Here is a 15,256-nt window from a genome sequence, read left to right as displayed (position 1 = left end):
GTGGTGCTACCTCCGCGATCCGGAGGGCAACCTAATCGAGCTGCAAAAGCTGGTCCATTCTCGTTTAGCTCGCAGGCTCCTCGAGCAGGCGCAAGCTGTATCCAAAGTGATGTCCGCTCGTCGTGTACGCGCTCCTGCTTCGGTGTCGCGTTCACGTAATGAGGAGAGCTACGGGAGCGATAGCACCAGCGGCCCAGCGATACCGGTGCGCACTGGCCGGCCTGCCGCAGATCAGGGCGCAGGCGGTATTGACGCTGCGAAAGCATGAGCGCAGACTTTGCGCCATGTCCGGAAATACTGTGCGAATCGCTGCAGTTCAGGCCACTCCCGTGATCCTCGATGCGGAGGCGTCAGTATCAAAGGCGCTGCAACTCCTGGACGAGGCGGCAGCCCAGGGGGTGAAGCTCGCGGTCTTCCCTGAACTGTTCATCCCGCTCTACCCGTCCGGGGTTTGGGCGCATCAAGCGGCCAAGTTCGACGGATTCGACGAGCTGTGGACCCGCCTCTGGGCCAACTCCATCGATGTCCCCGGACCACAGATCGACCGGTTCATCGAGGCCTGTGCGAAGCACGACATGTACTGCGTCCTGAGTGTCAACGAACGGGAATCCGGGAGGCCCGGAAGTCTCTACGACACGTTGGTCCTGCTCGGCCCCGAGGGCTTGCTCTCGAAGCATCGCAAGCTGATACCCACGATGCACGAACGGCTGTTCTACGGTGTAGGGCCAGGACACGATTTGAGCGCTGTCGAGACGCCCGTCGGCAGGGTTGGGGGTCTCCTCTGTTGGGAGAACCGCATGCCTTTGGCCCGGTATGAGCTCTACCGTCAGGGCGTGCAGATCCTGGCTGCCCCAACGGCCGATGACTCGGAAGGCTGGATTTCCACGATGAGCCACGTGGCTATCGAATCCGGCGCCTTCGTGGTGTCGGTTCCCCAGTACATTCCTCGTTCTGCGTTTCCCGATGACTTCCCGGTCCGGCTGCCCGATGGCGACCAGGCGTTGGGGCGGGGTGGAGCGGCGATCTTCGAGCCCCTGGACGGCCGTCCGATCGCAGGTCCTCTCTACGACCAGGAGGGGATCGTTGCCGCGGACGTCGACCTGGATCGCACCTTGGCCGCAAAGCGAATCTTCGACGTCGTGGGGCACTACAGCCGAGAAGACGTCCTTTACCCGCCGGCCCCGACCACCACGCCTCAGAAGGTTCCGCCCTCGGGCTTGAGATCGGCCGCCACAGGAGAATAGCCACTAAGCCCGGCCCCGCTAGCTGAGCACGGTGGCAGTCAATAGCCCCGCTTGAGCTCATTCAGCCTTTCGTTGCTTCTACAGGCAAGGGCAGGAGGTGCTGCTGACTAACCTCCCGTTTCGTGCCACGCGAAGCGACTATTTGGGTACACGCCTTTTGGAACGTATCCCATCGTGCGCGCTGTTCGCGTGGACGCTGCACATCCCCGGGAGTCCGCTGTTCAGCGCGATCAGCATGTCCAGGCTCTCCGCCTCCCGGACCTCGCCCACGATCAGGCGGTCCGGCCGCATGCGCAGGGCCTCCTTGACGAGGCGTCGCAGGGGTATCTCCCCGGTACCCTCCAGATTGGGCTGCCGGCACTGGAGACCGACGACGTCGCGCAGGGGCAGCTGCAGCTCGAAGATCTCCTCGACCGTGATGACCCTCTCGCGCGGGCCGATCGACGCGCCGAGGCAGTTAAGCAGGGTCGTCTTCCCGGCCTGTGTGGCACCGGACACGAGGATGTTGAGGCCGCTCGCGACCGCCGCCCCGAGGAAGCGGGCTGCCTGCGGGCTGAGCGTCCCCAACTCCACGAGGTGTTCGAGGCGCGAGGCACGGGCGATGAACTTCCGGATGTTCACGGACCAGTGCCTGCGGGTCACGTCCGGGATGACCACGTGCAGGCGGGAGCCGTCGGGCAGGGAGGCATCGACGAAGGGCGAGGAGAGGTCCAGGCGGCGTCCCGAGGACTTGAGCATCTTCTCGACGAGGTCCCTGACCTGCCGATCCGTGAGCGAGAGCGCCGTGAGCTGGGATTCGCCGTCGCGCGCGATGTAGACCTCCGACGGCGCATTGATCCAGATCTCCTCGATGGTCGGATCGTCGAGGAACGGCTGCAGGGCGCCGAAGCCCGCCACGGCGTCGTAGATCTGCTTGCGGGCGACATCGAGGCGGCCCAGGGGAGGAACGACCCCGAGGACCGAACGCTCGTCGTAGTCGGCCACGGCGTCGTCGACCAGGTGCTGGACCTCCGCGATCTGGAGGGCAGGATCGAGACCGCGCCTGCGGATGAGCTCGCGCACCTCGCCCTCGACCATGCCCACAGCATCCATCGACATCCCCCATTGGTCGTCGGTCCGCCGTCGGCGCGGTGGCGGTCCTCCGGTTGCCCCTGCTCCGCCTCACCCTACTGAAGGAGACCCGGCCGGACCAGAGTCCCGGACACCTGTGGATACCGCCCGGCTGCTTGGATCTACACCCGCTCCTACCCCAGGGACACGCGACACGCCGGGCGCACCGCAGGCGAAGGCGCAGGTTTTGCCTAAGATTCTGCAGTCACTTCCGAATCGTTAGTCACACAGGTCACATCTCCGTAGTCTTTCCGGGATTTCACTTAGCTGGCTAACGCCCGGATTCTGCTGGAGAAACCCGTGACCCTGCCCTCCCCCGTTCGGCTCCTGTGCGCCGCCCTCCTGTCCTTCGGTCTCGTGGGCAGCGCGGTTCCCGCACTCGCCGACGACGTCCTGCCGACACCGGCGACCACCGCCCCGGCCCCCTCGGCGACAACCGCTCCGGCTGTCCCGTCCACTCCACCTACCTCACCGGCGTCCCCGACGCCGCCGGCGGCACCGACACCCCCCGTTCCGACGGCCCCCGCAGCGCTGCCGACGGACATCCCGGCGAGCGAACCCGCGCCGGCCGCCACGGCACCCGCTACGGCACCCGCGCAGGACGAGGTCACCTCGTTCGTGCCGGACCTGAACTGGAACCCTCTCGCCGACCCCGATTCCAACGCGCGGTACGGCGAGCACTACACGAAGCCCGTCACCCCTTTGAAGGCGGCATCGCCGCTGAGCGCGGACGGCAGTTCGGGCACCGCGGCCATCGCGCCCCGAGCCGGCGAGTTCAAGGTCACGCTGGTCACCGTGCAACTGTCGGGGAAGACAGTTGCGGACACCAACGCGATCAACATGACGGCGGCACGCAACTCGATCACGAGCGCCAATGCCTATTGGAACTCCGCCACCGCCGGACGCCTCTCGATGAGGAATGTGAGCGAGTACCGCCACGTCTCCGCCGCGAAGATCACCGATTCGTACGGCACGATCATGGCGACCGTGACGAAGGAACTGAACTGGCAGTACCGGGCGTACGAGTCCCTCGTGATCTTCGTGCCCCACGCGGACCTCAACTACAGCGGCTCCTGGGGCATCCTCGGTGGCGGTTTCACCGACGGGCCGACCAGCGGGCGCGTCATCATGCCCTACCCCTCCGCGCTGACGAACAACGTCGTGACGCACGAGTTCGGCCACGTCCTCGGGCTGCACCACGCCAACTCGCTCTCCTGCTCCAACGCCCGCTCCGACGTCGCCCGCTCGGGGTCGTCCTGGGCCGACTCGGCCTGCTACTCGGCCGAATACAGCGACACGTCCGACCTCATGGGCTACGCCCAGATCAGCTCCCCCCGGATCAACGCCTTCCTGTGGGAGTACGGGGGCTTCGGCCGCGGCGACGAGATCCAGGACCTGGGCCGGGTGTCCGACAGCCGCCAGGTGACCCTGCGCCCGTGGGCGGGCACCTCGTCCGACCGGGCGGCGAAGTTCACCGACCCGGTGAGCGGCGAGGTCTACTACCTCGAACTCCGGGCACCCGAGGGCTACGACGCCCAGACGGCCGTGAACGGGAACCGCGGGGTGAAGATCACGAAGCAGGACATCCTCGGGTGGTCCGGGAACGCATCCATCGTGCTCACCCCCAACAGCCGCGTCTCGGGCTGGGGCAACGGCTCCCTGACCTGGCAGGCAGGGCAGACCTTCACGGCGCACTCGGGCACCAAGATCCGCATCGACGCCGTCAGCAACACGGACGCCCGCATCACGATCGAGCCCATGCAGTCGTCGGTGACGGTGGCGGGGCCGTTGGTGGCGGCTTCTGCCGCGCGGACGCCCGCGATCGGCGGTGCCGTGTCGGGGCTGGTGTGCGGGATCAGTGGTGGCGGCTGCTACCAGAACTACCAGTACGGCCAGGTGCACTGGACGAAGGCCACCGGGGCGCACGCCACGCAGGGCGCCGTCAACACCGCCTGGGGCAGGACCGGATGGGAGAAGGGCATCCTGGGCTACCCGGCCAGCGACCTCACCTGCGGCCTGAAGGACAGCGGCTGCGTCCAGTCCTTCCAGGGCGGCAACATCTACTGGAGCCCGGCCACCGGGGCCACGCTGACCCTCGGCGCGATCGACGGCGCCTGGAGCGCCCTGGGCCGCGAACGCAGCACCCTGGGCTACCCCACCGGCAACGAGAACTGCGGCCTGACCGGCGGCGGCTGCTACCAGAACTTCCAGGGCGGCCAGATCCACTGGTCCGCCACCACCGGCGCGTCCGCGACCTGGGGCCCCCTGGCCCAGGCCTGGGGACAGGCCGGCTGGGAGAAGGGCACCCTGGGCTACCCCACCAGCAACGAGATCTGCGGCCTGACCGGCGGCGGCTGCTACCAGAACTTCCAGAACGGCCAGATCCACCGCTCGGACACGACCAACCCCTACGCCACCACCGGCACCATCGCCCGCGTCTGGGCCGGCAGCGGCTGGGAGAAGGGCAAGCTCGGCTACCCGACCAGCAACACCATCTGCGGGCTCGTCGGCAACGGCTGCCTCCAGACCTTCCAGAAAGGCAACATCTACACCTCCCCCGCCACCGGAGCAGCACTGACCTCCGGCGCGATCGACACGACCTGGAGCGCGCTCGGCCGCGAACGCGGGAAACTCGGCTACCCCACCGGCAACGAGAACTGCGGACTCACCGGCGGCGGCTGCTACCAGAACTACCAGGGCGGCCAGATCCACTGGTCCCCCACCACCGGCGCCCAGCCCACCTACGGCACCATCGCCTCCGCCTGGGCCAACTCCGGCTGGGAGAACGGCACCCTCGGCTACCCCACCAGCAACGAGATCTGCGGACTCGCCGGCAACGGCTGCTACCAGAACTACCAGAAGGGCCAGATCCACTGGTCCCCCGGCACCGGCGCCTACGCCACCCGCGGCGTCTTCAACACCGCCTGGAGCAAAGCCGGCTGGGAAACCGGCAGCCTCGGCTACCCCACCGGCAACCAGTCCTGCGGACTCACCAACGGCGGCTGCTACCAGGACTTCCAGAAGGGCCAGATCCACTGGTCCCCCACCACCGGCGCCCACCCCACCACCGGCGCCATCGGAACCGCCTGGCGCGCCACCGGCTGGGAGACCGGCAGCCTCGGCTACCCCACCACCGACGAAACCTGCACCACCAGCAAGACCTGCACCCAGAAATTCCAGAAAGGCCAACTCAGCTGGTCACCCACCCGCGGCATCACCCGCCTCTAACCACCACCAGGCGCGTCGACCCCAAGGACTCCTGACATGAAACCGTTTCCCCGCACTTCCCGGTTGGCCACCGCCGCCTTCGTGGTGGCGCTCGCCCTTGCGCCGCTGCCCGCCGTCGCAGCGGAGGTGACCGGTCCGCCTCCTTCGGCACCGGCCACGCAGCCCGAGCAGGCGCAGTCCACTCCGGAGCCGGAAGCATCACCCGGACCCGACGCCACTGCCGGTCCTCCCGCCACCGCGGAGCCGACAGGGCCCGCCGCCCTCCCGACGGAGCCGGGCCAGGCGTCCGTCGCGTCTCCGACGATGGCGGACGCCATCCAGGGATTCGGCAACGCCACCATGGGGCAGGGCCTCGACCGGCTGAGGGCGACCGGCGATGCGCAGGTGCCGGCCGCCCCCGCGGAGCAGGAGTCCGCGACGACCCAGGCGGAGGGCCTTGCCGCCACCTGGCGACCGGCCGGCATCCAGGGGATCGACGTCAGCAGCCACCAGGGAGCCGTCGACTGGCGCACGGCCAGGGCACAGGGCTCCGAGTTCGCGTACGTCAAGGCGACCGAGGGCACGGGCTACGTGAACCCGTTCTACGGACAGCAGTACGGCGGAGCGGCCTCCGTGGGGATGGTCCGCGGTGCCTACCACTTCGCGATCCCGACCACGTCGTCCTCCGGCGCCGAACAGGCGACGTACTTCGTGGAGAACGGCGGAGGCTGGTCCTCGGACGGACGGACCCTGCCCCCGCTGCTGGACATCGAGTACAACCCCTACCCGTCGCTCGGGAACACCTGCTACAACCTGTCGGCAGCGCAGATGGTGTCCTGGATCCGGGACTTCTCCTCGACGATCCGGAACCTCACGGGCCGGGTACCGATGATCTACACGACGACGGACTGGTGGGCCACCTGCACCGGCAACTCGAGTGCATTCGCCGACCACCCGCTGCACATCGCCGCGTACGGCCAGACGACGGCCGGGGTCCTGCCGAACGGCTGGTCGTCCTACGCCGTCTGGCAGTACAGCAGCACCGGCCCGTTCGTCGGCGACTCGAACGTCTGGCGCGGATCGGCCGCGGAGCTCGCCGCCTTCGCGACGAACTCCCAGGTGTCATCGGTGGCGGGGCCGTTGGTGGCGGCTTCTGCCGCGCGGACGCCCGCGATCGGCGGTGCCGTGTCGGGGCTGGTGTGCGGGATCAGTGGTGGCGGCTGCTACCAGAACTACCAGTACGGCCAGGTGCACTGGACGAAGGCCACCGGGGCGCACGCCACGCAGGGCGCCGTCAACACCGCCTGGGGCAGGACCGGATGGGAGAAGGGCATCCTGGGCTACCCGGCCAGCGACCTCACCTGCGGCCTGAAGGACAGCGGCTGCGTCCAGTCCTTCCAGGGCGGCAACATCTACTGGAGCCCGGCCACCGGGGCCACGCTGACCCTCGGCGCGATCGACGGCGCCTGGAGCGCCCTGGGCCGCGAACGCAGCACCCTGGGCTACCCCACCGGCAACGAGAACTGCGGCCTGACCGGCGGCGGCTGCTACCAGAACTTCCAGGGCGGCCAGATCCACTGGTCCGCCACCACCGGCGCGTCCGCGACCTGGGGCCCCCTGGCCCAGGCCTGGGGACAGGCCGGCTGGGAGAAGGGCACCCTGGGCTACCCCACCAGCAACGAGATCTGCGGCCTGACCGGCGGCGGCTGCTACCAGAACTTCCAGAACGGCCAGATCCACCGCTCGGACACGACCAACCCCTACGCCACCACCGGCACCATCGCCCGCGTCTGGGCCGGCAGCGGCTGGGAGAAGGGCAAGCTCGGCTACCCGACCAGCAACACCATCTGCGGGCTCGTCGGCAACGGCTGCCTCCAGACCTTCCAGAAAGGCAACATCTACACCTCCCCCGCCACCGGAGCAGCACTGACCTCCGGCGCGATCGACACGACCTGGAGCGCGCTCGGCCGCGAACGCGGGAAACTCGGCTACCCCACCGGCAACGAGAACTGCGGACTCACCGGCGGCGGCTGCTACCAGAACTACCAGGGCGGCCAGATCCACTGGTCCCCCACCACCGGCGCCCAGCCCACCTACGGCACCATCGCCTCCGCCTGGGCCAACTCCGGCTGGGAGAACGGCACCCTCGGCTACCCCACCAGCAACGAGATCTGCGGACTCGCCGGCAACGGCTGCTACCAGAACTACCAGAAGGGCCAGATCCACTGGTCCCCCGGCACCGGCGCCTACGCCACCCGCGGCGTCTTCAACACCGCCTGGAGCAAAGCCGGCTGGGAAACCGGCAGCCTCGGCTACCCCACCGGCAACCAGTCCTGCGGACTCACCAACGGCGGCTGCTACCAGGACTTCCAGAAGGGCCAGATCCACTGGTCCCCCACCACCGGCGCCCACCCCACCACCGGCGCCATCGGAACCGCCTGGCGCGCCACCGGCTGGGAGACCGGCAGCCTCGGCTACCCCACCACCGACGAAACCTGCACCACCAGCAAGACCTGCACCCAGAAATTCCAGAAAGGCCAACTCAGCTGGTCACCCACCCGCGGCATCACCCGCCTCTAACCACCACCAGGCGCGCCCGGGCACGATCCTTCCAGCGGATTGTGTCCGGGCGGAACGGCCTCGCTATGATCGGGGCTTATGTCCCTGAGTAACCCGGCCGGGTCCGCGGCCGACCCCGCGCACGGGAAGGCCGGACGACCGCGGGCCAGGGGACTCCCGGCCGTGGGCGTGGCGTCGGTGATCGCCGCAGCCGCGAGCTACCTGATCCTCTTCCTCGCCGCCCGTGCACTAACCCCCGAGGAGAACGCCCAGTTCCTCACCTTCTGGGCCGTCCTGTTCTTCGTCCTCGGTGTGCTCGCGGGCATCATCAGCGAGTTCACCCGGGCCGTGCGGTCGGCGGCGACGGGCACCGGCCAGGCAGGGCGGGTGCGGGGGGCGGCGGTCTTCCCCCTCGGACTCCTGATCGGCTGCGGCGCTGCGGCCGTGATCGCTGCGTCGTCGCCGCTCTGGGCGCCGTCGATCCTGCCGGACGACACCGTCCTGCTGGTGGCCGTCCTCTCGGTGGCTGCGATCGCGTACGCCGGTCACTGCTCCGTCGCGGGAGCCGCGGGAGGGTCGCAGCGGTGGTCGCTGTTCGCGGGACTCGCCGGCTCCGAAGCGCTGCTCCGCCTGCTCCTCGTCGTCGTCGTCGCCCTCGCCGTGTCCACCCGGCTCGGGCTGGAGATCGCCAGCGCCGCCGGGGCGCTGACCTGGCTGCTCATCCTCCTGTTCACGCGATCCTCGCGGTCCGCGGTCCGGGCGCGGGCCGACGTCGGCAGGGCCACGCTGCTGTCCAACACCGCCCATGCGATGCTGTCGGCGGCCGCCACGGCGGCCCTCGTCACCGGGTTCCCCATCCTGCTGCGCCTGACCACGTCCCTCGAGCAGTACGCCGGGGCGGCGCCCCTCCTCCTCGCCATCTCCCTCACCCGCGCGCCGATCATGATCCCCCTCCAGGCCTTCCAGTCCGTGCTGATCGCGCGGTTCGTCGGCGTGACGGGCACGTCGCTCGTCCGGGCCATCGCCGGTCCCGCCGCGGGACTGATCGCGCTCGGCGGCGTCGGCGCGGTCGCGGCCGGACTGCTCGGCCCCTGGATCATGCTGGTGTTCGGGCCCGCCTATGTCGTCGCGCCCCTGACCATGGCAGCCCTGACCTTCGCCGGGTGCCTGATGGCCGTCCTGACCGTGACGGGGACCGCCTGCCTGGCGCGCGGCGCGCACGCCGCCTACTCCGTGGGCTGGGTGGTCGCGACCGCGTCGACCTTCCTCGTGCTCCTGCTGCCCGGGTCCCTCGAAGGGCGGGTGATCCTCAGCCTGCTGGTGGGGCCCGTCGTGGGAGTCCTCGTCCATCTCGCGGCCCTCCTGACCCTCGTCCGGGGCGGGAAGGCCGGGTCTCCCCAGGAAGAAGGTACCGCGCAGTGACCTCCGGATCGCCCCTCGTCAGTGTCATCGTCCCCGTCTACAACAGCGCCGCGACGATCGAACGCGCACTGGCCAGCGTCCTCGCCCAGGGCTACGGGAACTGGGAGCTGCTGGTCGTCGACGACGCCTCCACGGACGACTCCGCCCGTCGCGCCCGGACCGTCACGGCGCCCCTCCCCGACCGGCAGGCGCGCGTCCTCGAGGCGCCCGAGAACCGCGGCAGCTCCGCCGCCCGGAACACGGGCCTCGACGCGGCGACGGGCGAGTTCGTGGTGTTCCTGGACGCCGACGACGAACTGCTGCCCGACTACCTCGAGGTGCTGACGACCGCCTGCGACGCGGGGACCGACATCGTGGTGTGCGGTCATGTCGTCGCCGTGGACGGGGCCGAGGACCGGCCCCGGTCGAGCCGCCGCCCCGGACTGATGGACGGCCGGACCGCGCTGCGCCACGCGCTGGCGGACGGCATCACACCGTTCCCCTGGGACAAGCTGTACCGCCGGAGCCTGTTCGAGGGCGTCCGCTACCCGGAGGGCCTCAAGCGCTTCGAGGACATGGTGATGAACCTCTCCCTGTATCCCAGGGCGCGACAGGTCGTCGTCCTGGAGCAGCCCCTGTACCGCTACCGGATCTCCGCCGGCTCCCTCACGTGGGGGCGGGTGCCGTCCCCGGACGACGTCGGGCAGGCCCTCGCGCACCTCGACGACCACCTCGGCGCGGACTTCCGGCGGGGCCCGTTCCGCGCGCCGTTCCAGGCGATGCTGACACTCCTGACGCTCCTCGTGGCGCAGAGCGCCGCAGCATCGGGGGACGGCACCTCGGGACGTGCCGACCTCCGCCGGTACGCCGCGGACCTGCCCCTCCGGCGCCTGGCCGGCTGTGCCCGGGTACGACCCGACCTCGCGGCCGCGGGACTCCTGCTCAAGGCCGCCCCGCCGCTCTTCGGGGCGGTGTACCGGCGCTACGCACGCCGTTCCTACGGCGCGGAGTAGGCAGGGCGCGCGGCCGCGCAGCCGGGCCCCGGCCGTCTTGGTATATCTTTGAAGTCATGCCCACGCCGTCCTACTCCCGCGCGCTCGTCATCATGCCGGCGTGGAACGAGGCCCAGACCGTCGGCAACACGGTCCGCGAGACGCTCGCCCTCGAACAGCGCTACGACGTGCTCGTCGTCGACGACGGCTCCTCCGACGAGACCGCGGCGGAGGCCGCCGCCGCCGGCGCCACCGTCCTGCGGCTGCCGTTCAACCTCGGCGTCGGTGGAGCCATGCGTGCGGGCTTCAAGTACGCAGCCCGCACGGGCTACGACGCCGTCGTCCAGGTGGACGCCGACGGCCAGCACGACCCCCGGGACATCGAGAGGGTACTGCGCGGACTCGACGACGCCGACATCTCCATCGGGGCGCGCTTCGCCGAACGGGGCGAGTACCAGGTCTCCGGGCCGCGCAAATGGGCCATGCAGTTCCTCGCAGGAGTCATCTCCGCCCTGGCCAAGACCCGCCTGACGGACGTGACCAGCGGCTTCCGGGCCGGCAACACCCGGGCCATCGCCCAGTACCTCGATCACTACCCTGCCGAATACCTCGGCGACACCATCGATTCGCTCGTCGTCGCCATCAAGTCGGGCTGCCGGGTGGTCCAGGTCCCCGTGGAGATGCGCGTCCGCCAGGGCGGCACACCGAGCCACAATCCGACGAAGGCGGCCATCTACCTCGGCCGCTCCGTCTTCGCCCTGCTCTTCGCACTGACGCGCAGGAAATCCGGACCAGTTCACCTCGTGGGAGCCTGACTCGTGGAAACCATCGCAGCCTTCGTGCTCGCCATCGTCATCGTGGCCCTCGTCCTCGACCTCCTGCGACGCAAGAAGATCCGCGAGAAGTACGCCGCCCTCTGGCTGATCGTCGGTGCGGCCACCGTCGTCCTCGGCGCGTTCCCGCAGCTCCTGCGGATCGCCGCCGAGACCGTGGGCGTCACCATCCCGTCCAACCTGCTGTTCGCCCTGGGGATCCTCTTCGTGCTCGGCGTCCTGCTCCACCTCTCCGTCGAGATCTCCTCGGTCGAGGACGAGACGCGCGCACTCGCCGAGGAGGTCGCGATCCTGCGCGCACAGCTCGAGGCCCTCGCCCCGGCCCGGACCCTGCCCTCCGATCAGGGTGCAGCCAAGGCCCTGACCGCCCCGGTGGACACCCGCACCCCCGGGCACGGCTCCACGGGAGGGGCCGGTGCGTCCGCTGTGCATCCCCCGCAGAAGCAGAAACACCCCTGACATCGCGCTGCACGGCGGGACCACCCGCCGCACCAACCCACGGAAGGCCGATCGACCCATGCTACTGGACATCTTCATCCCCTACTGGGGCGACCCCGGCTACATGAAGGAAACGGTCCGGAGCGTCCTGGCCCAGGAGTCCGACGACTGGAGGCTGACCGTCGTCGACGACGCCTACCCCGACCTGGCGGTGAAGGAGTACGTCGACGGCATCGACGACGAGCGGATCACCTACATCCGCAAGGACCGGAACGAGGGCATCACCGCGAACTACCGGACCTGCGTGTCCCTGGCCACGCAGGACCTCATGACGATCCTCGGCTGCGACGACGTCCTCCTGCCGAACTACGTCGACACGATCCTCGCCGCGCACCACCGTTTCCCCGAGGCCGCGATCATCCAGCCCGGGGTGCGGATCATCGACGAGGCCGGCACGGTCGTGACGACCCTCACCGACACCGCCAAGCAGAAGCTGGTCCGCCCGCGCGGTTCCGGGCTCCAGCTCGTCTCCGGCGAGGCCATCGCGGCCAACCTGATGCACGGCGACTGGCTGTACTGGCCCTCGCTCGCGTTCCGGACCGACAAGATCCGCGAGGTCGACTTCCGCGAGGGCTTCCCCATCATCCAGGACCTCGCCCTCGTGATGGACATGGTCTACAAGGGCGACCAGCTGCTCATCGAGCCGACCCTGTGCTTCTCCTACCGGCGCCACTCCGCCAGCGCCTCATCCGCCAAGCTCGTCGACGGCTCCCGGTTCGCCGGGGAGCGCGAGTACTTCAGCCTCGCGGCCGGCCAGGCGAGGGAACTCGACTGGAAGCGGGCCGAACGCGCCGCCCGACTCCGCCTCACCTCGCGGGCCCATGCCGCGACCCTGCTGCCCGGCGCGCTCCTCCGCCGCAACCGCACCGCGGCGAAGGCGCTCGCGCGCCACATCTTCGGCCTCTAACGGCCCCTTCAGGAAGGCTTCCATGACCCACGCACCACGTTCCGGCGAATCGGAACAGACAGTCCTCGTCACCGGCGGAGCCGGCTTCATCGGGACCGCGATCTCCGGCGCCCTGGCGGCCGCCTTCGGCCGCGTCGTCGTCGTCGACAACCTCCACCCCCAGATCCACGCCACGGGCGAGCGCCCGGCGGACCTCCACGCCGCGGCGGAGCTGGTCAAGGGGGACATCACCGACGCGGCCGTCTGGGACGGCCTCCTCGCCACGGTGACCCCGGACGTCATCATCCACCTCGCCGCCGAGACCGGCACGGGGCAGTCCCTCGAGGAGTCGACCCGGCACACGATGACGAACGTCGTCGGCACCTCCCAGATGCTCGATGCACTCAACCGCCACCGCAAACTGCCGCGCCGCATCGTGCTCTCCAGCAGCCGCGCCGTGTACGGGGAGGGCGCATGGCGCCGCGCGGGAGCGGACTCGCTCTTCTACCCGGGACAGCGCACCAGCACGACCCTCGACCAGGCACAGTGGGACTTCGCCGGCGCCGAACCGACCGCGATGAAGGCCGACGACGTCTTCCCCGCCCCGGTGAGCGTGTACGGGGCCACGAAGCTCGCCCAGGAGAACATCCTCCTGGCGTGGGGCAAGTCCTACGGCGTCGAGACGGCGATCCTGCGGCTCCAGAACGTGTACGGGCCGGGCCAATCCCTCATCAACCCCTACACCGGCATCATGTCGCTGTTCTGCAGGATGGCGAAGTCCGGCACCTCCATCCCGCTGTACGAGGACGGGGAGGTGCGCCGCGACTTCATCCTGATCGACGACGTCGCCTCGGCGCTCGTGGCCGCGGCCACGTCGCCGTCCGTCAGCGACACGCCCCTGGACATCGGCTCCGGGGAGTTCCAGACCATCGGGACCGCGGCGGCGATCATCGCCGGGTACTACGGCGCCCCGACCCCGCACGTCACGGGCCAGTACCGGCAGGGCGACGTCCGGCACGCCTGGGCCGACGTCAGCGCGGCCGAGCAGGTGCTCGGCTGGACCCCCCGGTACGACCTCGAGCAGGGCATCGCCCGCCTCGCCCGGTGGATCGACTCCCAGGCCGACGTCCGGCCGGCCTGACGCGTACCGACGTACGGCCCACTGAATGAGAGAAGTCCCCGCGCACTGCGCGGGGACTTCTCTGTTCACGGGTCGCCTCCCGGGATCCGGGGTGTCACCCGCCGGTCGCGCGGGTCCCGACGACCGAGGGCTCCTGCGGGACGTGCGGGACCTCCTGCCCCCCCGGGAGGGCCGCCGTGGCCGACGCGGCCCCCTGACCGGGCGCGGGCCCGCCGGGATGCGCGGGGACTGCGGCAGGCCCGGGAGCGGTCTTCCCGTGCCGGCGCACGGCGCGCATCACGGGGCGCTCGACGAGGAGCCAGCTGGCGATGCCCGCGGCGACCGTGAGGACCGCGGCCACGAGCATGTACACGGCCAGCCCACGCTCGTGGACCCCATGGATCGCGAGCAGCTGCTGGATGGGGAAGGCGTAGATGTACACGCCGTAGGAGACATCGTTCTTGCGGATCAGCAGCGGTGAGGGCAGCAGCGTCGAGATCCACAGGATGCCGTAGGCGATGAAGACCGCCGAGGCCGCACCGCCCCAGTTCGGCACCAGGGCCGTGATCGCCACCGACGCCGCCACGGAGACCGCGCCGGGCAGCCAGTGGATGCCGATCCGGTCCTTCCAGGCCTGCACGACGGCGCCGCCGAGGAAGAAGGGCAGGAGGCGGAACAGGAGGTCGAAGTCGAAGTTCCCCTGCGTGTACGCGGTGATGTCCCCGATGGACGCATGGGCGACCACGCTCGCGACGAAGAGGAGGGTCAGGGGCCACGGGGACTTGCGGATGATCGCGAAGACCCCGATGAAGGCGAGGATCGCGTAGCAGTAGAACTCGTAGTAGAGGCTCCACAGTGAGCCGTTCCAGGCACCCGGGTAGGGCACGTCCGCGGGCGTCCCGGCCACGTCGTACGTGACCATCTTCAGCCCGAGGTTGGAGAACACGTAGTTGAAGGGGGTCGTACCGGTCGTCAGGAAGCCGTCGAGGGTGCCCCTGGCGGCGAGATAGCCGAGCGGGGCGAAGACGCCCGCGACGACGACCAGGCAGACGATGAAGGCCGGCATGATGCGGGCGATGCGGTGGACCAGGTAGTCCCCCAGCGAGTGGCTGAACCGGCTCGCGGTGATGAGGTACCCGCTGACGACGAAGAAGCCTGCCACGGCCCACCCGCCGAGGGTGTCCCCGGCGAAGGCGGGTTCCTCCGGCCGCCCGGACAGCGGCCAGCTGTGGTGCACGAGCACCGTGAGGGCGAGCACCAGGCGGATCAGGTTCAGGCTGTTGTTCCGGGTGTCGAACGGTCGGCCGAACCACAGGCCGGACTGGTTTTTCCTCCGTGGCACAATCACTCCATCAGCACGACCGACACTGGGACAACCCGGCCATCCTACCGCAGCGCCCGTGCCG

10 protein-coding genes and 1 pseudogene are annotated in these 15,256 nt (G+C 69.7%); 9 read left to right on the top strand and 2 right to left on the bottom strand.

The annotated features are described in order from the left end of the window. Nucleotides 1-158 precede the first annotated feature (158 nt). Nucleotides 159-1,244 carry a carbon-nitrogen hydrolase family protein gene (locus ACX80K_RS10540; protein WP_459271821.1) on the top strand — a complete coding sequence of 362 codons (1,086 nt, stop codon included), beginning with the start codon at nucleotides 159-161 and terminating at the stop codon, nucleotides 1,242-1,244. A 165-nt stretch (nucleotides 1,245-1,409) separates the two neighbouring features. On the opposite strand, the pseudogene ACX80K_RS10535 reads toward ACX80K_RS10540, so the two are convergent. After that, nucleotides 1,410-2,336 (bottom strand): annotated as a pseudogene (locus ACX80K_RS10535) (CpaF family protein); the annotation flags it as partial. 318 nt (nucleotides 2,337-2,654) lie between these two features. Between ACX80K_RS10535 and ACX80K_RS10530 the strand changes: the two are divergent. The 8 genes from ACX80K_RS10530 (at nucleotide 2,655) to ACX80K_RS10495 (ending at nucleotide 13,871) form a co-directional block, all read left to right on the top strand. Next, nucleotides 2,655-5,582: a hypothetical protein gene (locus ACX80K_RS10530; protein ID WP_459271820.1), complete on the top strand. Its 2,928-nt coding sequence runs from the start codon at nucleotides 2,655-2,657 to the stop codon at nucleotides 5,580-5,582. 36 nt (nucleotides 5,583-5,618) lie between these two features. Then, nucleotides 5,619-8,141, top strand: coding sequence for a GH25 family lysozyme (locus ACX80K_RS10525; RefSeq protein WP_459271819.1), 2,523 nt, complete (start codon nucleotides 5,619-5,621; stop codon nucleotides 8,139-8,141). A 78-nt stretch (nucleotides 8,142-8,219) separates the two neighbouring features. Beyond that, nucleotides 8,220-9,542 carry a hypothetical protein gene (locus ACX80K_RS10520; RefSeq protein WP_459271818.1) on the top strand — a complete coding sequence of 441 codons (1,323 nt, stop codon included), beginning with the start codon at nucleotides 8,220-8,222 and terminating at the stop codon, nucleotides 9,540-9,542. Further along, entirely contained in the window at nucleotides 9,539-10,534 is a 996-nt protein-coding gene (locus tag ACX80K_RS10515; RefSeq protein ID WP_459271817.1) for a glycosyltransferase family 2 protein, read from the top strand. Before ACX80K_RS10520 ends, ACX80K_RS10515 begins: the two co-directional genes overlap by 4 nt. 56 nt (nucleotides 10,535-10,590) lie before the next feature. Beyond that, nucleotides 10,591-11,328 (top strand): glycosyltransferase family 2 protein, encoded by a 738-nt coding sequence (locus tag ACX80K_RS10510; protein WP_459271816.1) that lies wholly within the window; start codon nucleotides 10,591-10,593, stop codon nucleotides 11,326-11,328. A 3-nt stretch (nucleotides 11,329-11,331) separates the two neighbouring features. Then, on the top strand, nucleotides 11,332-11,805 hold the full coding sequence (locus tag ACX80K_RS10505; RefSeq protein ID WP_459271815.1) for a DUF2304 domain-containing protein: 474 nt from the start codon (nucleotides 11,332-11,334) through the stop codon (nucleotides 11,803-11,805). Nucleotides 11,806-11,863: 58 nt separating this feature from the next. Continuing rightward, the gene (locus ACX80K_RS10500; protein ID WP_459271814.1) at nucleotides 11,864-12,751 is read left to right on the top strand and encodes a glycosyltransferase family 2 protein; all 888 of its coding nucleotides are present in this window, start codon (nucleotides 11,864-11,866) and stop codon (nucleotides 12,749-12,751) included. A gap of 22 nt (nucleotides 12,752-12,773) precedes the next feature. Then, nucleotides 12,774-13,871: an NAD-dependent epimerase/dehydratase family protein gene (locus ACX80K_RS10495; RefSeq protein WP_459271813.1), complete on the top strand. Its 1,098-nt coding sequence runs from the start codon at nucleotides 12,774-12,776 to the stop codon at nucleotides 13,869-13,871. A 94-nt stretch (nucleotides 13,872-13,965) separates the two neighbouring features. On the opposite strand, the gene ACX80K_RS10490 is transcribed toward ACX80K_RS10495, so the two are convergent. Further along, nucleotides 13,966-15,192 carry an acyltransferase family protein gene (locus tag ACX80K_RS10490; protein ID WP_459271812.1) on the bottom strand — a complete coding sequence of 409 codons (1,227 nt, stop codon included), beginning with the start codon at nucleotides 15,190-15,192 and terminating at the stop codon, nucleotides 13,966-13,968. Nucleotides 15,193-15,256: the final 64 nt, after the last annotated feature.

The sequence above is a fragment of the Arthrobacter sorbitolis genome (assembly GCF_054510995.1).
The sequence above is the reverse complement of the archived record's forward strand: the minus strand, read 5'-3'. Positions and strand labels throughout refer to the sequence as shown.

Bases quoted from the DNA above. Each gene is read 5' to 3' on its own strand.
- ACX80K_RS10540 (WP_459271821.1), top strand. From the start codon at position 159: ATGAGGAGAGCTACGGGAGCGATAGCACCAGCGGCCCAGCGATACCGG.
- ACX80K_RS10525 (WP_459271819.1), top strand. From the start codon at position 5,619: ATGAAACCGTTTCCCCGCACTTCCCGGTTGGCCACCGCCGCCTTCGTG.
- ACX80K_RS10520 (WP_459271818.1), top strand. From the start codon at position 8,220: ATGTCCCTGAGTAACCCGGCCGGGTCCGCGGCCGACCCCGCGCACGGG.
- ACX80K_RS10510 (WP_459271816.1), top strand. From the start codon at position 10,591: ATGCCCACGCCGTCCTACTCCCGCGCGCTCGTCATCATGCCGGCGTGG.
- ACX80K_RS10500 (WP_459271814.1), top strand. From the start codon at position 11,864: ATGCTACTGGACATCTTCATCCCCTACTGGGGCGACCCCGGCTACATG.
- ACX80K_RS10495 (WP_459271813.1), top strand. From the start codon at position 12,774: ATGACCCACGCACCACGTTCCGGCGAATCGGAACAGACAGTCCTCGTC.